Origin of the sequence: Rothia uropygialis, assembly GCF_004137765.1 — a bacterium.
In the GTDB taxonomy this organism is placed as follows: Bacteria; Actinomycetota; Actinomycetes; order Actinomycetales; family Micrococcaceae; genus Rothia.
Genome location: NZ_NOIS01000004.1, coordinates 390,623 through 415,144, shown reverse-complemented (window position 1 = coordinate 415,144; position 24,522 = coordinate 390,623). Strand labels below are relative to the sequence as shown.

Sequence of the window (24,522 nt, the reverse complement as noted above, 5' to 3'; positions counted from 1 at the left end):
GGGATCGAATGGTCCGAGCAGGCGAAGGGGAGGCCCCCGAGGTCAGCGGTGTGGGGTCCGAGGTAACCGGCGAGAACAAGGCCGGGCAGAGGTCCGTCACCAAGAAGGAATCCACTGGAATCCTGCTGGCCTCTATGATTTCGGCTGTCTCGGCGCTGGGCGCAACCTTCATCGCGAAGCACGCGCTCGCCGGCGAGCAGGTCACGGAATTCCTGGTCTTCTGGTCGGCGCTCTTCGGTATCTACGGAATCGTCGCAGGACTTCAGCAGGAGACGACTCGTGCGGTCGGTGCCGCCGAGCTGCGAACGAATCTGGACAAGTCGCATCGTCCCGGGGCGCATGTAATGACTGTCGCCGCGGGGTTTGGGATCGTCATCGCGGTGATCGTCGCCGCGACCTCGCCCGTCTGGGCTCACGGACAGGTCCCCAGCGGTACAGGATTTGCGGTGCTGATGCTGTGCATCGGCCCATGTCTGTACGCATTGCATTCGACCATGAGTGGTGCCGCCGCCGGGCGCGAGAAGTGGTTCCAGTTCGCCGGGCTCGGCGGAGGCGAGGCCGCGTGGCGTTTGGTCGCCATGGTCGCGGTGGCTCTGATCGCCGGGTCGATCGGGGGTCTCGAGGCGGCTGCGGTCTCTCCCGTGCTTCTCTGGATCCTCATAGCACTGTTCACCCGGGAAGGCCGTCGAACGTTCGCCGCCAAGGCCGACGTCGGAACCGGGCGGTTCGTCCAGAACGTCCTCTTTGCGATGGGTTCCTCTGCGGCGTCGGCCGTGTTGATGGTCGGTTTGCCGGTGATCCTCAAGGCCAGTGCCGGGGCGGACGCCTCGACCTACACCAAGATCGCAATGGGTGCGTTGATCCTCGCGATCTCGATCACGCGCTCGCCGATCATGATCCCCTTGCAGGCGTTCCAGGGCGTGGCGATTTCCGCGTTCCTAAAGCAGCGTCATCGCCCGTTGGCGGCCATGGTCAAGCCTTCCGGGGCCCTCCTTGGGATCGGGCTCTTCGGGGCGGTTCTGGCATGGATCATCGGTCCATGGCTGTTCTTCCTCATCTACGCGCCCAAACCGGAGGAATCTGCCGCCTATCACGACGTCATCCACGGGTGGTTGCTGGGGACGCTGACTTTCGGATCGGCGATCATGGCCTTGCTGGTTCTGTCCGGTACCGCGGTCCTGGCTCTCAATGCGCACCGGCTGTACATTATCGGGTGGGTTGTCGCGGCGATCATCGCGGTCGCGCTGCTCTTCCTGCCTCTCGACCTCGTGCCCCGTACGATCATCGCCTTGTATGTGGGGCCCGCGTGCGGTTTCATGATCCACCTCGTGGGAATGTCAGTCGTGTCCCGTAAAGCTGTAACCGCCTGACACCGTCGCCCGGTCGTGCATCTGCCGGTGTGTCGTCATGAGGTGCCGGTTTTTTAGTTCGTGCGGACGGCGCCTTACTCACGTGTGAATACGCGACCGCGCTCAGTGCGGGAAGCCGAGTATTTACCCTAGTCGTTCCCTCACCAAGGCGGGTAGTGGCTCGAAGCGGTGCCCGGCGTCATCCCGCGGTTAGACGCTGATCAGAGCGACGCCACCCACCACCAGCAGCGCCCCGATGAGGCGTCTGCCAGGTCGTGGCTCCTTGAAGATGAGCCACGCGAGCAACGAACCGACCACAATGCTCGTCTCGCGCAATGGCGCGACCAACGAAACAGGCTGGGTTTGCATCACCGTGAGCACGAGGATGTACGCCGCGGGCGAGAGAGCCCCGATGGTTGCAATGATGCGCCAATTCGATTTCAGGGAACCGCTTAATGCGGAACGGCGTCGTCGTCCTAAACCCACGGTCATGAATATCGCCTGATACACCGACGACAGTGCAAAGTAGGGAATCGGGGATTGGCCCAGAGCGGTCACCGAATGGTCGTCCCACAAGGTGTATCCGGCGATGAAAGCGCCCGTGAGCACTCCCCATCGGAGGCCCGCGAGAATTCGGGAGCCGGAGGTATCGGAGAGGCCGTCTGTGACGGCCACGGAATTCTTGAGCAGGCTCCTGCTGGACTCTGGGTTCCTCCCCGGCACCGCCGTAACCACGATCCCGCCAACGATCACCAAGGCCCCGGCAAGAGCCCACCACCCGGGGCGTTCGGACAGAAACGCCACCGCCACGATCATGGTCAGGACCGGTCCGGTTCCTCGAGCCGCGGGGTAGACGACGCCGAGCGGAGCGCGATCGTACCCGATCTGAAGCGCGAGGTTGTAGCCGATGTGAATGGCAGCCGAAAAAGCCGGAGCCCACACGAGCCCCGGTTCGACCATGTTCCAGCCGCCGGACTGAATGATTTGCCCGAGGCCGATCGGCGCGGTGAATGCGGCGGTCGCCACCGCGTACCACCAGACGAAGGTGTACGCATCACCACGCTTCGCTTTGGCAGCCAGGTTCCACGCCGCATGGAGGACGGCGGCGACCAGGACCATGGCGAGGGCAGAGGAACTCACCCGACCAGTCTAGGGCTGTCAGGGAATCATGCGGGGCGGCTCGGGCGATCACGCTATCCATACACATCCGCGATTCTGCATATAAGGTCACGCAACTGGTCCGTTCCTGGGCGGAACGGACGTGTAGGTCTTATCCGAGCCGTGTATGCTGCCGCGCTGGAGAGCAGAGGACAGCGGGGGTCTCCGATTCGGCTCCCGGAGAGACGGCGCGGAACCTCCCGTGTTCTTCCCTCGGATGATTTCTGGTTGTAGGTAGCCACGGCCCGCGGGTCGTCATGGGCTGTGTCGCTGTCCTGCGGCTTGACGACGGCGGCTACAGTCACGCTCACGGGCAACAAATGTTGCCCAGAGCAAAACCCGCCCTGCACGAGGCTGAATTTCGGGTAGAGGGATGAGTATCCTAGTGGAGTAAAGACGACCACAACGAGGTGGTCCCGTCTTCGAGGAAGGTTATTGACGTGCCCTTAAACCAGCAGTCCGATCCCGCCGAACCCGAACCCAAGAGCTCCTACAGCTCGAACGGGAGCCCACGAGGCAACGGAGGGGACCGAGAGTCCTGGATCTCAACGTATTATCAGCACGCAACCCAAGATGACCTGGCCGAATTCAGCGAAGAAGAACTGGTCGAGCGGGCCCAGTTGCACCGCGAACTTGCCGAGACGCGCGAGCCGAACGGAACGAACGTCAAGGTCATCCACCACGGAAACTCGTGGATTCTCATGGTTGTCACCGACGACATGCCGTTTATCGTCTCCTCGGTCACCGCCGAGGTCGCGGCCAGGTACGGCGGATCCAACGCTTTGTTCCACCCGCTATTCCTGGTGCACAGGAACAAGCAGACCGGCACGATCGAAAGCCTTCGCGGCCTCAACCTCAAACAACAAGTCGCCAGCGGCGATACCGCGGCCCTCCCGTCCCTGGGAGCCGCTGCAGGACACGACAGCGCCGTCGAGTCCTGGATATCGGTCGAGCTTCTGGGATGCGACGACGAGGAAACCGCGCAGAACGTCGTCGAAAGCGTCCGTTCGGTTCTTCGCGATGTCCGCCACGCGGATTCGGACGCCGAATCCGTCCGTGAGAAGGTCCTGAACCTCTCCGACCGCGTCGGAAACCTGCCGGAACCCTCGAGGGGCAATTCCCAGGGCACCCCGGATGCCGCGGAACACCCCAAAGTGGTCCAGGAGTTCCTGAACTGGCTTGCGCGTGACAACTTCCTGTTCTTTGGGTACAAAGAGCGTGATCTCCGGGAGGGGCCGGAAGGGCTGACCATCTCGGATCGACCCGGAACCGGGCTCGGAATTCTGGCCGAGCACCGCGAGGACGGAGTCCAGCAGGATCCGATGACCCCTCGCTCCAAGCACCTCACGGGTCTTTCCCAGGACAATGCGCGGGATTCCAAGATCGTCTACGTGACCAAAGCAAACTCCCGTTCGACGATCCATCGCCATGAATACCTCGATTACGTGGGCATTCGCGATTTCGATTCGAGCGGCCGGGTCGTCGGCGAGTACGTGATTCTGGGCCTGTTCTCTCTGCAGGCGTACTCCTTGCCGGCCACCGAGGCCCCGCTCATGCGGGAACGTGTTCGCGTGATCCGAAATCGGCTCGGTTTCCAGCCGGGCTCGCATTCGGACAAGACGCTCACGGGCATGATCGAGGACTACCCGCGCCTCGAAATGCTGCAGGCCGACCAAGACTCCCTGACGGAGACGTTCGCCGGAATCATCGGCCTCGAAGAACGGCGCCGCACACGACTGTTCCTTCGCCCTGACGAATTCGGACGGTTTGTCTCCGCGGTGGTATTTCTGCCCCGCGACCGCTACAACACCGGCGTTCGAATTCGTATCGAAAAAGTACTGAGCGAGGCGATGGATCTCGCGTCAATCGACTTCGAGGTCCGGCACTCGGCATCCGCCCTGGCGAGACTGTTCCTGCGCCTGCGCCTTGCAGAACCCAATCACATCCCGGGTATCGACGTGGCCGACCTGGAGAAGAAGCTCCAGGCCGCGACGCGTTCGTGGCCCGAGTCCCTCGAAGCGGCACTCGGCAGTCAGAGCGCCGAGATCGCCAAGCGCTGGTTCGACGCCGCGCCGGTAACCTATCGTGCCGATTACGAGATCCCCGAGGCCGTCGCTGACGCCGGAATCTTTGAGGCTCTCGAGGCCGCCGGCCCGGATCGGCCAGCGGCCGTGAGGATTCACCGCAGGCGGAGCTCCGCGGACGGAAGTGACGTTGAGAACGAATACCGTCTCAAGACTTACCTGCGTGAGCCCAAGACGCTGACCGAGCTCCTGCCCATCATGCAGAACCTCGGCCTGACCGTCATCGACCAGAAGCCTTACGACCTGACCACCGCGGACGGTCGCGACTTCTTGCTCTATGACTTCGGGGTCACGTTCCCGGCAGGAGTGAACCCGGAAGAGATCGGCGATCTCTACGAGGATGCGCTGTGTGCCGTGCTCTCGGGAGGTGCCGAATCGGACTCTTTGGACCGGTTGGTCCTCGCGGAAAGGCTCCCGTGGCACACCGTGTCCGTGTTGAGGGCCTATGTCCGCTACCTGGTCCAGTTGGGCACGGGCCTTTCGCACGCTTTCATGGCCGATACTCTGCTGGCCAATCCGAAGGTCACGCGTCTGGTGGTTCGGCTATTCGAGACCAGCTTCGATCCTTCCCGGAACGAATCGGTCGAGGAACGCAAAGCGCGCCGGACGGAGATTCTGGACGAGATCGAGTCCGCACTCAACGAGGTGCCTACCCTCGACGCCGACAAGATGCTGCGCGCCCTGACCAGCGTGGTCTCCGCGACCGTCCGGACCAACGCTTATCAGGACGGGCCATCGATCGCTGTGAAACTCCTGCCGCAGGAGATCTCCGCTGCACCGTTGCCGCGCCCGGAATACGAGATCTGGGTCTACTCACCGCGTGTCGAGGGTGTGCACCTTCGTTTCGGTGACATCGCACGCGGCGGCCTGCGGTGGTCCGACCGCCGCGAAGACTTCCGAACCGAAGTCCTCGGTCTGGTCAAGGCCCAGATGGTCAAGAACGCCGTGATCATCCCGACCGGGGCGAAGGGAGGGTTCTTCGCCAAACAGTTGCCGGATCCCTCGGCGGACCGCGAGGCGTGGATGAACGAGGGGCGAGGAGCCTACAGCCTTTTCATCCGTTCTCTCCTGGACATCACCGACAACTTGGTGACTACCGAGAACGGGGAACAGTCTGTAGTGACTCCGGAGAACGTCATCGCCCTGGACGGCGACGACACCTACCTGGTGGTTGCCGCCGACAAAGGCACCGCATCCTTCTCGGACCTTGCCAACTCGATCTCCCAGGAATACGGTTTCTGGCTGGGCGACGCATTCGCATCCGGTGGCTCCGTGGGCTACGACCACAAGGCCATGGGAATTACCGCTCGCGGCGCTTGGGAGTCGGTCAAGCGGCATTTCGCCGAACTCGGCATCGACTGCCAGGCCGAAGAATTCACGGCCGTCGGCATCGGCGACATGTCCGGGGACGTCTTCGGTAACGGCATGTTGCGTTCCGAACACACGCGCCTGGTCGCGGCATTCGACCACCGGGATATCTTCATCGATCCGAACCCCGACGCCGCAGCTTCCTTCGCGGAACGTCAGCGCCTCTATAACCTGCCGCGTTCTTCCTGGCAGGACTACGACCGTTCGCTAATCTCCGAAGGCGGTGGGGTCTTCTCACGGTCGGAAAAATCGATCGCGCTGACGCCTGAAATCCGCAAAGTTCTGGGACTGGACGAACGGATCACGCAGCTGTCTCCGGCTGAATTGGTCTCAGCGATCCTCAAGGCCCCGGTGGACCTGCTGTACAACGGTGGCATCGGGACCTATATCAAGGCTTCCGTGGAGTCCAACGCGCAGGTCGGAGACAAGGCCAATGACACCTTGCGCGTCAATGGGTCCGAGCTGCGCGCTCGCGTAATCGGTGAGGGCGGCAACCTGGGACTGACACAGCTCGGCCGCATCGAAGCCGCGCGCAAGGGGATCCTGGTCAATACGGATGCGATCGACAACTCTGCCGGCGTAGAAACCTCCGACCGCGAGGTCAACATCAAGATCATGGTGGACCGCCTGGTCTCCCGCGGCTTGTTGGACGCCGACGAGCGCGCCTCGTTCATCGAGGCGCAGACCGACGCCGTCCGTACCCTCGTCCTGGAAACCAATCGGGAGCAGAACGGTCTGTTGCAGGCCGAACGCCTGGGAACCATGCCGACCACTGCGACGGCGGCTCGCCTCATGGATCATCTCGAGGAGCGTGCGGGACTCAACCGCCAGATCGAATTCCTGCCTTCCGACGACGAGCTGGAGGAAAGGGTCGCCGCAGGTTGGGGACTGACCGGACCCGAGCTGGCCGTTCTCACCGCATACGTCAAGATCGATATCACCAACTCGTTGCTGGCCAGCGGTTTCGGCAACGACCCGTGGCTCTCGCAAATTCTCGACGAGTACTTCCCCGAGGCTGTGACGGAGCGATTCCGGGCCCAGCTGGACGACCACCCGCTGCGTCGGGAGATCATCTGCACGCGCGTGGCCAATGAGATGGTCAACCTGGCCGGAATCACGTACGCATACCGCGCCGTCGAGGAAACCGGTGCCTCCGTTGCGACCGTGGCCAGCGCATTCCTCGTGACTCGGGAGCTGTTCGACATTCGCGAGCTGATGGAGGCTCATCGCGAGCTTCCGGCGAATATCGACCCCGCCGCGTGGCGGGCCATCGCACGGGAAATCCAGCGATTGATTGACCGTGCGACCCGCTGGTTGATCAACGAAGGCTCCCTGGCCACCGGCGATCTACGCAGCGAAGTTCCCGAGCACCTGCAGATCAGGGCCGTAATCGACCGGTATGCCCCGGCCCTCGAGCTAGATCCGGAAGTGCCCGGATTGCTGGGAGAGCAAACCCGAAAGCGCCTGGAAGAGCGTGAAAAGCAGGCGCTCTCCTGGGGCATTCCCGAGGGTTTCGCGGCCACGTGGGCGCGACTGCTCGACGTCTACCCGCTCATGGACATCGCTGTTCTCAACGAGGAAACCGAGTGCGACCTGCGGGAGTCGGCCTTGCTGTACTATGCGCTGTCGGATCGATTCGAGATCGACCGGTTGCTCGTGGCCATTTCTCACCTCTCCCGCGAGGACCGCTGGGAAACGTTGGCTCGTTCATCGCTGCGATCGGACCTCTACGAGACGGTCGCGGCTCTCACGGTGACCGTCGCCCGGGAAGTCACGCAGGGCGACTTGCACCCAGCGGGTGACACTACGTGGCCGAGGAACACCGAGGCAGCCCGAAACCTTGTGGCGGCCTGGGAGAACCAGCATCCGGTTCATTCCTCGCGCATCGAACGGCTCATGGGTGAGCTGGACCAGGAGCTCGGACAGGAGAACGCCGCGCCCCGAATCTCGACGCTTTCGGTCGCGGTTCGTACGTTGCGCGGTTTGATCTAGAGCAATCAACGCTCGACGCCGGGCCGGAATGCCAATGTTCCGGCCCGGCGTCGTGCGTTGGGGAGAGGCCGGGTCTCGGCGTTGACGGAAGCGACCGCCGTGGGTCCCGGGTGAGGGCCGCCGGTGCAGCTAGCCGCGGGTCACCAGGATGATCACGATGCCGATCACGCTCAGACACGCAACCGCGGCCCCGGTTCCAAGTACGGCGACCGGGTCGGCGGACAAGGAACCGTGGCGGACGCCCCGGGACTGCCGCCGGTAACGGCGACGTTGGGTCCCGTAGATCGACAGAGAAACGACCCAGGCCATAAGGGTCAGAAGCACCATCCACCACCCGAAGTGGGGAAGCCACCTCAGGAATCCGGCCCCGACCACGCCGACAGCGAGGAGCGTACGGCCCCAAGCGAGCGCAGTCCGCTCCGGCTGCAGACCAGGATCGGCGGGCGAATCGGAATCGGTGTGGATCTGCACGATCAGCCGAGGATCATGCCGAAGATGAGGCAAGCCGCAACGGCACCGCCCAGGCTGAGCAACGGGACGATAAGGGGCAAGCTCAATGGCCGGCCCTTGCGCATATTGTTCTCGATGCGCCACCAGCGGACCGCCGCGCCCAAGCTGATCAGGAAAGCGATCGTGATGACCAGAACCGACAGTGCCCGGTGGACCCCCTCCGGGAAGACTCCGTCGCCGATGGTCTCCAGGGCGATACCCCCGGCGAGAAAGGCGAGGGACGTGCGGATCCAGGCGAGAAAGGTGCGCTCGTTGGCGAGGGTGAAGCGTGGGTCCGGTTCCTCGCCGCCGGGAAGGGCAGTGCGGGAAATCCAGTCTCGGTCAGTGCGTTCTTCGCTCATGCATCCTCCGGATCGACTCAGCCACAACCCTATATTGCTCCGTGTGACAACGGTGGCGGTTTTGCGACGTCATGAAAAGGGACCGCGGGCCGGCCACGCGCGGGGCCTCTTAGAAGGCGAAGTGACCAACGATATTGCCCATGCGGCGGGCCACTTGCTCACGTAACGTTTTTCCACATCTTGGTCCTGGCTCCATTTATGACGGGCCCGAGCCTTAGCCTTGGAAAAACGTAACTTGAGCCACCTGTGTGACTCATGTCTGTAGGGAAGGGGGAGTCGCATGGCTCACCAGGAAAAAACCGGTACAACTGTGGAACGCGTGCGGTACGAGCTTCCCGAGGAGCACACCGACACCTCGATACTGCAGGATTTGGCGCAAGCCGGCCCCGAGCGTCCCGCCGCGATTCGACTCTTCCGCCCCTCAGAAAACGACAACCAGAACCCCATCTCGAAGAAGGAAGTCCGGCTCCGCGTCTACCTTCGTGAACCCAGGGCCCTCTCGGATCTTCTGCCGATCTTGCAGAACCTGGGGCTTCACGTGGTGGACCAGATCCCCTACGATGTCCGAAACGCCGATGGCGCTCTTTTTGCGCTCTACGACTTCGGAGTCGTCTTCCCCGAATCCGTCAACGTTGACGAAGTGCTACCTCTGTTGGAAGAGGCCCTTTGTGCAGTGCTCGCGGGTCGGGCCGAAGCCGGTTCCGCCAACCGATTGGTCATGTTCGAGTCTCTTTCTTGGCGCACCGTTGCGGTGTTGCGGGCCTACTGCCGTTACTTGCTGCAACTTGGGGCCGGGTACAGCAGAGATTTCATGTCGGATACCTTGGTCGCGAATGCCCACGTCACCAAGCTGTTGGTCGAGCTGTTCGAGGTGGGACTGGACCCCAAGTGGGAAAGTGGCGCCGCCGCGGGCCGGCGTCGCGAGAAGCAGGAAGAAATCCGTGGGCGGATCTTCGATGCTCTCGACGACGTCCCTGACCTGACACAGGACCGTTTCCTCCGAACGATGACGGAGGTCGTCTCCGCGACTGTCCGCACCAATGCTTACCTGGGTAAGGAGTCCATCGCCCTCAAGCTCCTTCCGAGAGAAATCGAAGAAGCTCCCTTGCCTCGCCCTGCCTTCGAAATCTGGGTCTACGCGCCCCGGGTCGAGGGCGTTCACCTCCGGTTTGGGAAGGTTGCCCGAGGTGGGCTGCGCTGGTCCGATCGCCGGCACGACTTTCGCACCGAGATTCTCGGCCTGGTCAAGGCTCAGATGACCAAGAATTCTGTCATCATCCCGACCGGTGCCAAGGGAGGATTCTTCCCCAAGAACGCCCCGGGCCGCGACGAAGACCCCGATGGCTACCAGAAAGAAGGCGAAGAATCCTATCGACTGTTCATCCAGTCGTTGCTGGACGTGACCGACAATCTGGTGACCCGAGACAACGGAGAACACGAGGTCGTCTCACCCGAGGGTGTGGTCGTGCTGGATGAGCCGGACCATTACCTCGTGGTCGCCGCGGACAAGGGAACCGCGACCTTCTCCGATTTTGCCAACTCGATCTCCCAGGACAACGGCTTCTGGCTGGGAGATGCCTTCGCCTCGGGCGGGTCTGTGGGATTCGATCACAAGGAAATGGGCATCACGGCCAAAGGCACCTGGGAATCGGTTAAGCGGCATTTCGCCTCGTTGGGTGTGGACTGCCAGACCGAGGACTTCACCGCTGTCGGCATCGGAGGCATGGCCGGAGACGTCTTCGGCAACGGAATGCTGTTGTCCGAACACACCAAACTCGTGGCCGCCTTCGACAGCCGGCACATCTTCCTCGACCCCAACCCGGATGTTGCCCGGTCCTTCGCGGAGCGAAAGCGTCTTTTCGATCTTCCGAGGCCGTACTGGACGGATTACGATACGTCTCTCATCTCCGAGGGAGGCGGAGTCTACAAACGGACCGACAAGTCCATCACGATCACGCCCCAGGCGCGCGAAGCGCTGGGGCTCGGTGAAAACATCAAGCGGCTCTCTCCGGCGGAACTGGTTTCCGCGATCCTTCGCGCGCCCGTGGACCTTCTCTACACGGGAGGGGCCGGAACCTACGTCAAGGCATCCACCGAAACTCACCAGGACGCCGGAGACAAGGACAACGACCCTCTGCGGATCGATGCCTCAGAGCTTCGTGTCCGCGTGGTGGGTGAAGGCGGAAACCTCGGTCTGACCCAACGCGCCCGCATCGAGGCTGCCAAGAACGGGATCCTGGTGAACACGGACGCGGTGGACAACTCTGCCGGGGTCGAGACCTCCGACCGGGAAGTCAACCTCAAGATCCTGGTCGACCGACTGGTCGAGCGGGGAGAAATCAACCGTGAGGAACGCGCCCGTTTCATCGAAGAGCAGGTCGACGAAGTCTCCGAGATGGTTCTGCGGAGCAACCGTGACCAGAACATGCTGCTCCATGCCGAACGGTTGGGAACCCGACCGACCAACAGCAGCGCGCCGAGATTCATCCACTTCCTCCAGGAGCACGCCGGCCTCAACCGCGACGTCGAATTCCTGCCGTCGGACAAGGAGCTGGAGAAGCGCCGTGAGAACGATGAGAGGCTCACGAGCCCCGAGCTGTCCGTCCTAACCGCTTATTCCAAGATCGAACTGACACAGGCCCTGCTGGACGCCGGCTTCGGGGACGACCCCTGGCTCGAGAAAGTCCTTCACGAGTACTTCCCCGAACCCGTCACGGAACGGTTCGGACAGCACTTCGGCGAGCACCCTTTGCGCCGCGAGATCATCTGTACACGCGTTGCCAACGAGATCGTGGATACAGCGGGCATCGTCTTCGCTTTCCGGGTCATGGAAGAGACCGGTGCGTCGGTCGTGACCGTCGCGCGCTCCTTCCTGGCGATCCGGGAACTGTTCGACGTGCGGAGACTGCGCAGACTCCACCGGGAGATCCCGGCCGACGCCGACCCCGAGGCGTGGCGGACGGTCATCCAGGACATTCAGCGGTTCACGGACAGGGCCGTTCGCTGGGTCATTCGCCACGGGCTCGTCGCGAAGGGCGACGATACGCGGGCGGGGCGCGACGTTATCGCTTCCGTCATCGACGAACTCCGCCCCGGCGTCGCACTCCGCGACGACGTGTTGGAGCTCGTGGGGCAGAAGTCCGAGGCCTCGATCCGCCGCCGTTTCGACCAAGCCGAGGAGTGGGGCCTCAACGACGAGCTGGCACGTTCCTGGGCGCAGCTCTGGGAATCGCTGACTCTCCTGGATGTCGGGCTGGTTGCGGAGGAAACCGGCGTCGAACCTCGTGAGGCGGCGTTGGTGTACTTTGCAGTGATGGACCGGTATGCCGTGCACGAATTGTTGAGGGCGGTCACAGAGCTGCCCCGTGTCGGCCGGTGGGAATCGATCGCCCGCGCATCGTTGCGCTCAGACCTTTACCGGGCCACCGAAGAGTTCACGAAGCGGGTGCTCGAGGACCTTCCCGGGACCGCCGGGATCACAGGACCCGAAGAAGCCCGTTCGGCGTTGCTCGAATGGGAAGACGCCCACCCGGCCTATGCTCCGAGCATCGCGAGGCTGACCGACGAGATGGACCTGGAAATTCGGGGCTACTCGGAAGGCTCCCAGCAGGTCGACTTGGCGACGCTCTCGGTCGCGGTTCGAACACTGCTCCACCCGACGGGGGAGTTCTAGAGTGCACCCTTGAGGGGCGTCCCGATGAGGGTGTGCCCCGCAAGCCGATTAATCAGGAGAGGGACAATGACGACCCCAACAGGCTCTGCGGCCAGTATTGACGCGTTGAAAGATCGCCTCGGCGGCCGGCTTCTCACGGATCCGGCAACCCTCCGTGACTTTTCGGACGACCGTTCACTCGCCGTGCCGGAAGGCGCGCCGCTGGGCGTTGTTCTCGCACGAAACGCCGAACACGTTTCCGCGGCCTTGGCATGGGCTAACGAGACAGGCACTCCTGTTTCCGTGCGGGGCGCAGGCTCGGGCCTCTCAGGAGGGGCGGTCTCCTACCCGGAAGGGCTGGTCATATCTCTCGAGGCAATGAACCAGGTTCTGGATATCGACGTCGAAAACAGGTTGGCCGACGTCGAACCCGGCGTCATCACCTCGAAGCTGGACGAGGAAGTTCGGCGGCACGGCCTGTTCTTCGCCCCGGATCCGGCAAGCGTGCATTTGTCCACTGTCGGCGGCAACATTGCAACCGACGCGGGCGGGCTGAGGTGCATTGCTCATGGAACCACTGCCGCGGCGGTTGCGGCACTCGAGGTGGTCCTGGCGGACGGCAGCATCATTCATACCGGTGCACGGACCATCAAGAATGCGACAGGGCTCAACATGACACCGCTTTTCGTGGGCTCGGAAGGGACCCTCGGTGTCATCACGCGGGCCACCGTGCGCCTCAAACCGGTCCCAGAAGGGACACCGCGGACGTTCTTCGCGAGCTTTGACGATATCGAGTCGGCGGGCAGAGCCGTCACCTCGATCGTCTCGACCAACCCGCGACCGGAAGTCCTCGAGCTGATTGATTCCGTCTGCGCTCGCCTGATCGATGAATTCGAGCCGAGTGGGCTCCCCCAGCCCGAGGCCGCGTTGCTTCTAGGCCAGACCGTGGGGCCGACGGCGCAGCGCGACGCGGAAATTCTGTCGGCAACCTGTGAACGCCTGGGGGCAACGCGTACGCACGTGCAGGAGGGCAATGACTTGCTCGAGGCGAGACGACTGGCCAACGGGGCGCTCATGGCGGGGAAATACGCGGTTCATTGCGACGTCGGCGTCCCGGTCGGCCAACTGGTCGAGATGATCCGAGGCGTTGAGGCAATCGCGGAAGAATCCGGGCGTGGAATCAGTATCCTGGCCCACGCGGGGGACGGGAACCTGCACCCGGCCATCGAATCCGATGAGACGCCCGAGGACCGAGCCCGCGCCGAAGAAGTGGTCGACCGCATCACGGAACTCGCGATCAGTCTGGGCGGCGTGATCACCGGAGAGCACGGTGTCGGGTCGATCAAGCACCGCGAGCTTCCTCTCCAGTTCGACGAGCCGACCCTCCGCGCGCAGCGGGCACTCAAAGCGGCCCTCGATCCCAATGGGATCCTCACCCCCGGCCGAGGCATTTAGCGCGCGGCTCCCACCAGCCCTATCGCCAGGTCGCCGAAAAGGCCCCATCGGGTATTCTGATGGGGCCTTTTCGGCGACCTGGCGAGCGAAGTGCGGCGCTAGATGAGGCTCTCCGCGGCCCGCTCGGCGACCATGATGGTCGGAGCGTTGGTGTTGCCCGTAGGAATCAACGGCATCACCGAAGCGTCCACGACGTGCAGACCCTCCGTGCCCTTGACCGCCAGACGATCGGGGTCCACGACCGCGCCCTTGCCGTTGCCCATGGCGCAGGTTCCCACCTGGTGGTGGTACGTCACGACCGAGTCGCGAACATATTCCTCGAGGTCTTCGTCGGCGACATCGGGACCCGGCCATATTTCTTGAGCGCCCCACGCGTCCGCGAGAGCCGGTTGCCGCCCGATCTCCCGGCAGTGGCGTACCGATGCGACAAGGGCATCGACGTCGGTCTTCTGACTCAGCGCGCCCAGATCTACTTCGACCGGGTCATCGAGGCCCGAGCCGGTCAGGGTCACAGACCCTCGGCTGACGGGCCGCACGAGTCCGCCCAGCAGGCTGAACGCCTTCTCCGGCCCGTTCATCGTGCCCTTGCTGTACCCCTCCGAATACATGGGAACCGAGAAGAAGATCGGTTGCGTGTCCGGAACCGCCAAATCCGGGCGAGACTTGGCGAACAGGTGAACCTCTGCCGGAGCCACATTCGGGTCCGGGACGGGGTGCGAGTCTTCCGTCGTGAAAATTACGGGGGACAACAAATGGTCCTGAAGGTTCTTCCCGACCCCGGGAACATCAGTGACGACGTCGACCCCCAGGTCTTCGAGCTCTTCCCGCGGCCCCACGCCCGAGCGCAGGAGGACTTCGGGGCTTCCCAAGGCTCCCGTGCACAGTATGACCGTGCCGCCGTGAACTTCCTGTGTGGCCCCACCCTGGTCGTACTCGACCCCGACCGCCCGCGTTCCCTCGAAGAGAACCCTTCGAACACGGGCACCGGTGATCAGAGTCAGCGATTCGTGGGAAGCCACGGGCTCGAGGTATGCCTGCCACGTGTTGTAGCGCTCCCCGTCCCGGACGTTGAGCTGCATGCGGGAAACGCCCTCAGGGTCACCGGAGTTGTAATCCGGGTTCAACGGGAAACCTGCCTCTTGGGCGGCGTCGACCATGGACTCCTGGATAGGGTTCCGCTCGAACTCCGTCCGAACGTCCAAGGGGCCGTCCGTCCCATGGAGGTCCGAGGCTGCGCCGTCGAAGTTCTCGATCTTGATGAAATACGGCAGGACATCGTCCCATGTCCACCCGGGACATCCCAGGTAGGCCCACGTGTCGTAGTCCTGCCTGGCTCCTCTGACCCAGATGCAGGCATTCAATGCGTGCGAACCGCCCATGACCTTGCCGCGCGGTAAATGTATTCGGCGTCCCGAGCAACCTTCCTGGGGGACCGTGAAGTAGTCCCAGTCCTGGGGGCTGTGCCATATCTTCCCCAGGTCGTAGAGGTGCCTAATATCAGGGTTGGTCTCTTCGCCTCCGGCCTCGAGAAGAGTCACGGAATGACCGGCGTCGAGAAGCCGGCGGGCCAGAACGTTGCCGGCCGATCCGGCGCCAACGATCACATAATCAGTGGTACTCATGATTTCTCCTAACCGTTGATGACCTGGGGGACGCCCAGAGCTTTGAGCCCTTCTACCCCGAACTCGAGGCCGTAACCCGACTTCTTGATACCGCCGAACGGAATCCTGGGGTCCACGCCGCCGTGTCCGTTGATCCAGATCGTGCCGGATTCGATGCGGGAAGCAACCTCGCGGGCCTTGTCCGTATCGGAGGACCACACGGAAGCTCCGAGTCCTACGTCGACCGAGTTCGCGGCCTCGATCGCTTCCTCGACCGTGGAATACCGAATGATCGGCAACGCCGGCCCGAATTGTTCCTCGGTGACCAAAGGATTCTCCGGGTCGATGTCCGCGACCAGAGTGGTGGGATAGAAATAACCCGACTGGTCGGCAGCGGGGTCACCGCCCATCAAGACGCGGCCGCCGCCGTCCTTTGCGGCCTCCACGAGTCGGTGCACGACGTCGTACTGTGCCTTGTTCTGCAACGGACCCAGTACATTGCCTTCGTCGAGCCCGACGCCCATCGGCATCTTGTGTGCGATGTCCACGAGGGCCTGGCAGACGTCGTCGTAGATCGAATCCGGAACGTAGAGGCGTTTGAGGGCGGCGCAGGTTTGGCCCGTGTTGATGAATGCGCCCCAGAACAGTCCTTCGGCGATTTCGGACGGGTCGACGTCGTCGAGCACGATGCCCGGGTCGTTGCCGCCCAACTCGAGGGTGAGACGCTTGACGGTTTCGGCCGAGGACTCGATGATCTTTTGCCCGGTCGCCGTGGAACCGGTGAACATGATCTTGTCGATATCCGGATGGCCGCTGAGGGCAGCTCCGACCTCCCGTTCACCCGAAACAACCTGGAGCAGACCGTCGGGCAGAACGGAATTGAGGACAGAGCACAACGCCAGGACGCTGAGGGGCGTGTATTCGGACGGTTTCACCACGACGGTATTTCCCATGCGCAGGGCCGGGGCAATCTGCCATACGGTGATCATCATCGGCCAGTTCCAGGGACCGATCGCTCCGACGACGCCGATCGGCCGATACCGCAGGATGGCGTGCGTATCCTCGTCGTCGACCAAGGTGGCCTCGTCGAGTTCGAAATTCGCGTTGGCGCGCAACCAGGATGCGGCGGCACCGACTTCGAAGCGGGCATTGGGACCGTTCAACGGCTTTCCCTGCTCTCGGGAGAGCAGCTCGGCCAATGGCTCTGCGCAGGAGTCGACCGCATCGGCGGCCCGTAGAAGGAGGTTGCTGCGCTCTTGGTGACTGACACGGCCCCAATCGGGCTGCGCCTTTCGTGCCGTGGATACTGCGCGGTCGAGATCGTCGGTGGTGTGCCGAGGAGCATGACCGACCAGCTCCCCGGTGGCCGGATCATGGATTTCGCGGCCTGGGGGGCCCGCGTCGACACTCGACAGAAGCTCATTGTAGGTGGACGGCAGCTTACTCATGGAGGTTCCTCGCTTCATTGGGATGAGATGTTTCCATGCTCTCGGTATTCCCGTGCCGACCAGTTGCTTTACAGTGCAGGCTTTTTGGCCTGAAGCGTGTTCCAGGTCACTGCGATGATAAATTCGACAAGGAATGGCCGGCGTGCAGACTCCGCCGCAGCGACGGGCAATGAGGCATCGTCGGAGAGCTTGGAAGGTGATGAGGTGACCCAATATCCGGCAGATGCGACCCGTGCTTCACGATCCGGACTGACGAAGCAGGAGTGGCGGGAATTCGCGGCCGAATTCTTCGCCCCGCTGCGGATGTCATTTCCTCCGGGGCATGACTTCCGTGCCGAAGTCCATCAGGTTGCGGTGGGGGATGTGCACCTGCATGACATGGTGACTGACCCGCACATCGTGACCAGGAGCCCCGACCTCATTTCCGGCAACGAAGCGGCCTTCTGCAAGTTGAGTCTGCAGCTCGCGGGGACGTCGAGGCTAGCCCAGGACGACCGCGAGTGCGTCCTGTATCCGGGGGACTTGGCCCTGTACGTCACGCAACGGCCTTATGAGCTGTCCTATACGGAGCCTCAGCACGGATTGGTGGTTCATTTCCCGGCATCGTACGTCCAGATGCCTCCGGACCAGATGAGCATGGTGACCGCGCGGCCCATCAGCCGCGATCAGGGGCTGGGAAAAGTGGCGGTACCGCTCTTCGAGCAGTTGGCGCAGAATATGGACCTGCTCCATGGGGCGCACGCGATGAATCTCATTCGTTCGGCCTTGGACATGTTGGTCACGGTCCTGTCGGCCGAATCCCAGGAGCACGGTCAGGACCTGGCGGACAGTTTCCTGCTCCACGAGGCGATGTCCTTTATCGAGCACCACCTCTCGGACCCCGATCTCGGGCCCAGCCGGATAGCCGCACATCTTTACGTTTCGGTGCGTCAGCTGCACAGTCGATTCGCGTCGCACCGGCTGACGGTTGCCTCGTACATCCGCAATCGACGGTTACAAGCGATTCGGCAGGATCTCGCGAACCCGCTGTTGAGCAACGAGACGGTGCACACCATCAGCGCCCGATACGGGTTGTTGGATCCCTCGCACGTCAGCAAGGCGTTCAAGGCCGAATACGGAGAATCACCGTCGGTCTACCGAACGCGTGTCCTCCAGGACGACGCCGCCTGACGAGGCCGGCCGCCTGGCGGGCACTCGCCGCAAAGGACCCGGTTTCGGAAGAAAACGGGTCCTTTGCGGCGTCTCGATCGGACGGGACGGCAGCGGTGAGAGCCTCTATGCGGCGTTCAGGCGTTCGAATGCGAGGGTTGCCAGTGCCGCGGATTGGGTCGGGAGGACTGCGTCGTCGAAACGGACTTCTGCTGAATGATTCATCGGCTGGGTCATGGGGTCCACCCCCGGGTAGCTTGCGCCGACGAACATGAACGTCCCCGGTATCTCTTCCAGAACGAAGGAGAAGTCTTCCGAGCCCATGCGGGGTTCGGGGATCTCCCGGGTGGAGTCCTCGCCCAGTGCATTCCGGAGGGCTTCGGCGGCCCACTCCGTCTCGGCCTGGTTGCATACCGTCGGCGGATAGAGGGTCGAGAACTCGACCTCTGCCGTGCAACCGTGTGCCGCGGCAATGTTTTCTGCCAGGCGGTGAACGACGACGCCGAATTTGTCACCTGATTCGCGGGACATGGCGCGGACCGTTGCCCCGAGGCGGGCGTCGTCGCCGATGACGTTGACCGCCGCAGTTCCCGCTTCGAGCTGGGTGATCGTCGCAACCACCGGATCGAATACGCTGAACTGCCTGGTCACTGCATTCTGAAGGGCCGAAGCGATCTCGGTGAGCGGTGGCACGGGGTCCAGGGAGGATTGCGGGGCCGAACCGTGACCGCCTTTGCCGTGCACCGTGATGCTCAAATTGTAGGCGCCCGCCATGACCGTGCCGGATCGGTATGCGAAAGTACCGGGTTCGCCCGGGGCCACATGGAAACCGTAGGCGGCGACCGGGCGTTCACCGGTGACCTCGAGGAGCCCCTCGTCCAGCATGGGCTTCGCGCCGCCTGGGCCCTCTTCTCCGGGCTGAAACATGAAGACGACCTTGCCGGGCAACTCGTCCTGATGCGCGCTGAGCAGTTTGGCGGCTCCCACCAAACCTGAGGTGTGGAGGTCGTGTCCGCACGCATGCATGTTTCCGTTGGTGGATGAGAACTCTTCGCCTGAGTTCTCCCGGACGGGCAGGGCATCCATATCGCCCCGGAGGAGAACGGTCGGGCCGGGCTTTCCTCCCTCGAGGACCGCGACGACGGAAGATACGTTCTTGCCGCGGTGGACCTCGAGCGGCAATCCGTTCAAGGCTTCGATGACGGTCGCCTGGGTCTGGGGCAGATGATTGCCGAGCTCCGGGTTCTGGTGAAGGGTCCGTCGGAGATGGCTGAGCTCGTTGGCGATCGCGTCTGCTTCCGAAAGGAAGTTGGGGGATTTGTGTTGCGGATTTCGGCTCTCGGCCATGTTTCACTCCGTCGTGTACAGACATTGGATTATCAGTCCATCATGTCCACGTGCGCCGGACGTGTCCACCAACTCGCCGGTCGGGGCAGGCCGTCAGAATTTGATCAGACGCCTATCGGCAGGATTGAGGGGCAGAGGAACGGAACTGCCTGAAATGTTAAGCGTAGCTATGTTTCTGGCATGGTCGTTTTGCCTTCGGCAGTTTCCGATTCCGCCCCTCGAAGTGCTCGTGGAACCAAGCCTGACCCGGGAGACCCCGTGCCCCGTCGGATCGCCCGGGTCGGCTTCGGCCCGATCAGCGTTCCACGAGGATCTGCTCGAAGAAGGCCGCAAGGCCTTGCCTGTCGTTCAGAGGCAGAACTGCGGACACGTACTGGTCCGGGCGCACGATGATAATCGCTCCGTCCTTGCTGATCCCGCGTTCGACGAAAATGTTGTCGTCCGGGAGCGTCGCATAGACCTTCTCCAAGCTGGTCAGACCAAATTCTCCGACCGACGGTTTGAAGATCTGGGGAACCCGCATGATGTCGACCTCCGTGTGAGGCTGCTGGTACACGACCTTGGTGTCGAAGACCGCGTCATCATCACCGGTCCGCGGTGTGTACCTGGCCTGGGGCGAGGCCGGATCGTGAGCGAACCAGTCCGCGAATTCGGTGAGCTGGGAATCCTCGCCAGCGGCCGGTGAATCGGCAAAAACATAGATGCGCCACCGTCCGTCCGCTTCGGCCAGGTGCCCCAAGTGCAGCGGGTTGGCATCGCAGACTCGGTTGACCCTGGCCGACTTGAAGCGCTTGCCGATCGGGAAGCCACTGGCCAGCTCCTGATGATCTCTCCCTGCCGTGACCATCGACGGGGCATACTCCGTCATGAACCCCGCGGGGAACTCTGCCGTTTTGACGTAGAAGTCCTCCAGAGAGGATTCGTCGGGAAGGTCCTCGGGTTTGGCGGCCATGAGGGTCGACCACTCTTTGTCGAAGTCGATGAGGTTCTTCGCGATGACCTGCCGTTCCTCGGAGTAGGTGGACAACAGCGATTCCGGACTCAGGCCCGTCAAGACGTGCCCGAGCTTCCAGCCCAAGTTGAACCCGTCCTGCATCGAGACGTTCATGCCTTGACCGGCCTTGGCCGAGTGCGTGTGGCAGGCATCGCCGGTAATGAACACGCGAGGTGTGCGCTGACCCGTTTCCTCGTCGGGGACGTCGTCGAACTTGTCCGTCAGTCGATGGCCTACCTCGTACACGCTGTGCCAGGCCACAGACTTCACGTCGACCGAATATGGGTGCAAGATCGCGTTGGCTTTGGCGATAATCTCGTCCAAGGTTGTGTTCCGCACGGCGTGGTTGTCGTCCACGGGTACTTCGCCCAGATCCACGTACATCCGGAACAAGTGTCCGCCTTCGCGGGGGATGTGCAAGATCGAACCGTTCACCGACTGAATTGCACATTTGGTGCGAATGTCCGGGAAATCGGTCGTGGCCAGCACATCCATGACGCCCCACGCGTGATTTGCCGCGTCTCCGGTGAGCTTCCGACCGATCGAGGTGCGGACAGGGCTGCGCGCGCCGTCGCACCCGACAACGTATTTGGCGCGGACCGTGTGCTCCTGGCCGTCACGCTCTCCGGCGGTATACCGCAACCGGGCGGTGAGGGGGTATTGCCCTTCGCCCGTGTTCTGGAGGTCCAGGAACTCGATGCCGTAATCGGGGGTTATGCGTCCCGGGGCCTGCCGCGCGAAATCCGCGAAGTAGTCGAGTACCCGTGCCTGATTGACGATCAGGTGAGGAAATTCGCTCACGCCTTGGGGATCGTCGCTGGGGCGGGCGGCGCGAACAATGTTCTCGGGATTCTGGGGATCCGGTTTCCAGAAGCACATTTCGGTGATGTGGTATGCCTCGTCGATGATCTGACGGGCGAATCCGAAAGCCTGGAAGGTCTCGACGCTGCGTGCCTGAATGCCGTCCGCTTGGCCAATCTCGAGACGCCCGGGGCGGCGCTCGATGATGCGGGTATTGACCTCCGGGAACTGCGAGAGCTGAGCAGCGAGGATCATCCCGGCGGGCCCCGTTCCGACAATGAGAACATCCATCTCGTCGGGCAGTTCCTCGGATCGGTCGATACCGTAACCGGCTGGTTCCTTGATCTTCGGATCCCCCGAGACGTATCCGTGATGGTGGAACTGCATGTGAGACGAACTCCTTCCCCAACCACGCTGTTGGAGTTTGATTGATATTCGATGTTCTATATGCGAACGTAATGTTCACATAGCGAATCTGGAGCAAATCATATACGAGCTGCGTCACACGTGGCAAGGATCTCAGCGAAGGTGAAATATGCCCGTTTCCTCCGCACCGAATGGAGCCGGATCGCAAACCCTCAGCAGGGGGCTGAGGGTCCTGGAGATCCTCGCGGATGCCTCTGGACCCCTGAGCATCGACGACGTTGCCCGGCAGCTCGAGGTGCACCGTTCGGTGGCCTATCGTCTCATTCGCACGCTTGAAGAGCACGGACTAGTGGTTCGAAAAGGTGCCGGCGGATTGGCTCTGGGGGCTCGGCTCGCGGCGCTCGCGGCCGGCGTCGAGCGGGACTTGCAGGCAGTCGCCGTGCCCGAGCTGACCCTCGCCGCGCGCGACCTGAGGATGACGTGTTTCCTGGCGGTTTACGATCGGGGCGAATGCCTGACGTTCGCGAGCGTGGAGCCGCCCCAGACCGTCGCCGTTGTCGCCCAGCGCCCAGGAACCCGCCACCCGGTGACGTTGGGTGCTCCGGGCAAAGCGATCCTTTCGATACTCCCGGAGGAGCAATGGCCCGACGGAATCACTCGGGAGCAGAGAGTGCAGGTGGAGAACGCAGTGGCCAAAGGCTGGGCCGAGACGACCGATGAGGTCATTATGGGGCTGCATTCCGTGGGTGTGCCCCTCACCTTGGACGATGGTCAACCGGCTGCCCTTGCGGCAGTTTTTGTGGGGGAAGGCGACCGAGCGGAAATCGCCGCCAGGCTGGCACGGGCGGCGGCCGTGATCTCGCACGGAGGGGCTCGGATTCCCGAGGCGGGCTTGCGCGAGGCGATAGTCGGCAATCGCACGGGACTGCCTTCTTGATGCTGTCGTGCGGCGCGGTTGCACAATCAGTCGGAAAGGCCTATGTTAGGCGTGTCCGACATCACAGGTTATGTCCGGTGTTCGAAAAAGGGACACTCAGCTACGGCGATCCCGGAGCGAGACATATATGGCTTACAAGTTCATATGTGGTTCCGGAGGAACATATGCAATCCGTATCCGAAACGGTTGCGCGCGCCCTGACGCGCTATGTCGATCATTTTTTCTGCCTCATGGGCAACGGCAACGCCTATTTCATCGACGCCCTCGAACGTCTGGGCGTTCCACCCATCCCCGTCCGCCACGAGACCGCTACCGTGGCTTCGGCCGATGCCTATTACCGGATGACCCGCAAAGTCGCGGTTGCGACCGCCACCTACGGGGCAGGGTTCACCAACGCGTTGACCTCCTTGGCCGAGGCCTCGCTGGCCAAAATGCCGCTTGTCCTGGTCGTGGGTTCCAAGCCGACCACGGGCCCGCGGCCGTTGGACATCGACCAGACCATGACCGCCGAATCCATGGGCGTGCCCACATACACGGTGGGGGTGCAGGACGCGGGCAGCGTGACCATTGAGGCGCTCGCGGACGCGATCAACAATTCGCGCCCGGTCGTCCTGGCGATCCCCTACGACCTCGCGCCGGAATTGATCGGGGAACGTGGTGAAATCATTCCGGATCTTCCCGAGGCAGAGACGTTGCCTCGGGCCGACCAGGTGCTTGCAGCCAAGATCGCCCACACACTCGCCGACGCACAACGTCCCCTGATTCTCGCCGGACGTGGGGCTCTGGAGGCTCGTTCCGATCTCCGATCGCTCGCGGAAGTCCTCGGGGCCGACGTCGCAACGACCGTCCCGACGCAGGGGTACTTCTCCGTGGCGGCAGACCGGGTCCCCAATTATCGTGACCTCGGCGTATGCGGCGGATTCTCCGCTCCGTTGGCGGCCCGGGAAATCGCGGCGGCCGACGTCGTCCTCGTGGTCGGTGCGGGGCTCAACCAGTTCACGATGGCTCTGGGGAATGCGTTCGGGGAAAAGGCATTCGTGATTCAGATCGGCATCACCGACGAAGCCACGAACTCCCGGGTGGACCAGTATTGCCGGTCCGACTCCCGCGATGCTATTCGTTCAATTCGCGAGAACCTCGACCAGCTGGGCGTCTCCGGGCGTAAGCCGATCAGTTCCCCCACATCGGATGAGGCGCAGGAACGGACCGACGGGGTCGAGATCGCACCGGATGGTCGGCTCGATCCTCGACGCATCATGAGCCGCCTCAATGAGGTTCTGCCCGAGGATCGCGTGATCTTCACGGACGGAGGTCATTTCATGCAGTGGCCGCTGACCTATCTCCGCGTTACCGAGCCTGACAGTCACATCACCGTGGGCACGCAATTCCAGTCGATCGGGTTGGGTTTCCCTTCGGCTGCTGGCGTCGTGTCCGCCGCTGGCGACCGTTTCCCCGTGCTGGTCTCTGGTGACGGCGGTGGTCTCATGGGGATCGCAGATGCGGAGACTTTCGTGCGAACGACCCGTCGCGGTGTCATCGTTTTCCTGAACGACGCCGGATACGGAGCCGAGGTGCATCAATATGCAGCGCGCGGACTGGCCCCGGAGCCCATGCTGATTCCCGATATCGACTTCGCGGGTATCTTCACGGCTCTCGGTGCGCGAGGGAGCACCGTTCGCAACCTGGGCGACCTCGCCGACTTCGAGCGATGGGTTGCCAGTGGCGAGGAAGGAACGTACGTCCTGGACTGCCGCATCACCAATAGCATCCGAGCAACGTGGATCGTCGAGGCCGTCGAAGAATCCCGCCGGACCTCGCCGCACGTCGAAGAAATGTTGGGAATGGACCGGCCTTCCACGGAATCGCCAGAATCAGCCGGAAGCGCCGCCCCGCGACGCGACGACGAGGGGAGATCGGACGGGGCCGGTGACCGGCGCATGCACGTCTAGTCCGCTACGACACGCGCCTTC

The 24,522-nt window shown here is 62.9% G+C and carries 14 protein-coding genes; 7 read left to right on the top strand and 7 right to left on the bottom strand.

Features of this window, described 5'->3' with window-relative positions; translation table 11 throughout:
* Nucleotides 1-8: 8 nt before the first annotated feature.
* On the top strand, nt 9-1,370 hold the full coding sequence (locus tag EWV35_RS11110; RefSeq protein ID WP_238654431.1) for a polysaccharide biosynthesis protein: 1,362 nt from the start codon (nt 9-11) through the stop codon (nt 1,368-1,370).
* Between the two features lie 189 nt (nt 1,371-1,559).
* Here the strand turns inward: EWV35_RS11110 and EWV35_RS11105 are convergent, their stop codons facing one another.
* Nucleotides 1,560-2,489: a DMT family transporter gene (locus EWV35_RS11105; protein ID WP_129661857.1), complete on the bottom strand. Its 930-nt coding sequence runs from the start codon at nt 2,487-2,489 to the stop codon at nt 1,560-1,562.
* A 458-nt stretch (nt 2,490-2,947) separates the two neighbouring features.
* Between EWV35_RS11105 and EWV35_RS11100 the strand changes: the two genes are divergently transcribed.
* Entirely contained in the window at nt 2,948-7,951 is a 5,004-nt protein-coding gene (locus EWV35_RS11100) for an NAD-glutamate dehydrogenase (protein WP_129661855.1), read from the top strand.
* Nucleotides 7,952-8,080: 129 nt separating this feature from the next.
* On the opposite strand, the gene EWV35_RS11095 is transcribed toward EWV35_RS11100, so the two are convergent.
* Nucleotides 8,081-8,422 carry a DUF202 domain-containing protein gene (locus EWV35_RS11095; RefSeq protein ID WP_238654428.1) on the bottom strand — a complete coding sequence of 114 codons (342 nt, stop codon included), beginning with the start codon at nt 8,420-8,422 and terminating at the stop codon, nt 8,081-8,083.
* Between the two features lie 2 nt (nt 8,423-8,424).
* Nucleotides 8,425-8,802, bottom strand: coding sequence for a YidH family protein (locus EWV35_RS11090; RefSeq protein ID WP_129661853.1), 378 nt, complete (start codon nt 8,800-8,802; stop codon nt 8,425-8,427).
* 280 nt (nt 8,803-9,082) lie between these two features.
* Between EWV35_RS11090 and EWV35_RS11085 the strand changes: the two genes are divergently transcribed.
* On the top strand, nt 9,083-12,475 hold the full coding sequence (locus EWV35_RS11085; RefSeq protein WP_129661851.1) for an NAD-glutamate dehydrogenase domain-containing protein: 3,393 nt from the start codon (nt 9,083-9,085) through the stop codon (nt 12,473-12,475).
* 66 nt (nt 12,476-12,541) lie between these two features.
* Nucleotides 12,542-13,909 (top strand): FAD-binding oxidoreductase, encoded by a 1,368-nt coding sequence (locus EWV35_RS11080; protein WP_129661849.1) that lies wholly within the window; start codon nt 12,542-12,544, stop codon nt 13,907-13,909.
* Between the two features lie 98 nt (nt 13,910-14,007).
* Here the strand turns inward: EWV35_RS11080 and EWV35_RS11075 are convergent, their stop codons facing one another.
* Nucleotides 14,008-15,531, bottom strand: a complete 1,524-nt coding sequence (locus tag EWV35_RS11075; protein ID WP_129661847.1) for a GMC family oxidoreductase — start codon at nt 15,529-15,531, stop codon at nt 14,008-14,010.
* Between the two features lie 8 nt (nt 15,532-15,539).
* A complete protein-coding gene (locus EWV35_RS11070) occupies nt 15,540-16,958 on the bottom strand; it encodes an aldehyde dehydrogenase family protein (protein ID WP_129661845.1) in 1,419 nt (472 codons plus the stop codon).
* Between the two features lie 204 nt (nt 16,959-17,162).
* On the opposite strand from EWV35_RS11070, the gene EWV35_RS11065 reads away from it, so the two are divergent.
* Nucleotides 17,163-18,128: an AraC-like ligand-binding domain-containing protein gene (locus EWV35_RS11065; protein WP_238654426.1), complete on the top strand. Its 966-nt coding sequence runs from the start codon at nt 17,163-17,165 to the stop codon at nt 18,126-18,128.
* 105 nt (nt 18,129-18,233) lie between these two features.
* On the opposite strand, the gene EWV35_RS11060 is transcribed toward EWV35_RS11065, so the two are convergent.
* Nucleotides 18,234-19,454: a M20 metallopeptidase family protein gene (locus EWV35_RS11060; protein ID WP_129661841.1), complete on the bottom strand. Its 1,221-nt coding sequence runs from the start codon at nt 19,452-19,454 to the stop codon at nt 18,234-18,236.
* 295 nt (nt 19,455-19,749) lie between these two features.
* Nucleotides 19,750-21,636 (bottom strand): FAD-binding monooxygenase, encoded by a 1,887-nt coding sequence (locus EWV35_RS11055; protein WP_129661839.1) that lies wholly within the window; start codon nt 21,634-21,636, stop codon nt 19,750-19,752.
* 148 nt (nt 21,637-21,784) lie between these two features.
* On the opposite strand from EWV35_RS11055, the gene EWV35_RS11050 reads away from it, so the two are divergent.
* Both EWV35_RS11050 and EWV35_RS11045 read left to right on the top strand, forming a co-directional pair.
* Entirely contained in the window at nt 21,785-22,552 is a 768-nt protein-coding gene (locus tag EWV35_RS11050) for an IclR family transcriptional regulator (RefSeq protein ID WP_129661837.1), read from the top strand.
* Nucleotides 22,553-22,716: 164 nt separating this feature from the next.
* Nucleotides 22,717-24,501, top strand: coding sequence for a thiamine pyrophosphate-binding protein (locus EWV35_RS11045; RefSeq protein WP_129661835.1), 1,785 nt, complete (start codon nt 22,717-22,719; stop codon nt 24,499-24,501).
* Nucleotides 24,502-24,522 lie beyond the last annotated feature (21 nt).

Coding starts and splice junctions, on each gene's coding strand:
- EWV35_RS11110 (WP_238654431.1), top strand. CDS start 9: ATGGTCCGAGCAGGCGAAGGGGAGGCCCCCGAGGTCAGCGGTGTGGGG.
- EWV35_RS11090 (WP_129661853.1), bottom strand. CDS start 8,802: ATGAGCGAAGAACGCACTGACCGAGACTGGATTTCCCGCACTGCCCTT.
- EWV35_RS11085 (WP_129661851.1), top strand. CDS start 9,083: ATGGCTCACCAGGAAAAAACCGGTACAACTGTGGAACGCGTGCGGTAC.
- EWV35_RS11080 (WP_129661849.1), top strand. CDS start 12,542: ATGACGACCCCAACAGGCTCTGCGGCCAGTATTGACGCGTTGAAAGAT.
- EWV35_RS11075 (WP_129661847.1), bottom strand. CDS start 15,531: ATGAGTACCACTGATTATGTGATCGTTGGCGCCGGATCGGCCGGCAAC.
- EWV35_RS11070 (WP_129661845.1), bottom strand. CDS start 16,958: ATGAGTAAGCTGCCGTCCACCTACAATGAGCTTCTGTCGAGTGTCGAC.
- EWV35_RS11060 (WP_129661841.1), bottom strand. CDS start 19,454: ATGGCCGAGAGCCGAAATCCGCAACACAAATCCCCCAACTTCCTTTCG.
- EWV35_RS11055 (WP_129661839.1), bottom strand. CDS start 21,636: ATGCAGTTCCACCATCACGGATACGTCTCGGGGGATCCGAAGATCAAG.
- EWV35_RS11050 (WP_129661837.1), top strand. CDS start 21,785: ATGCCCGTTTCCTCCGCACCGAATGGAGCCGGATCGCAAACCCTCAGC.
- EWV35_RS11045 (WP_129661835.1), top strand. CDS start 22,717: ATGCAATCCGTATCCGAAACGGTTGCGCGCGCCCTGACGCGCTATGTC.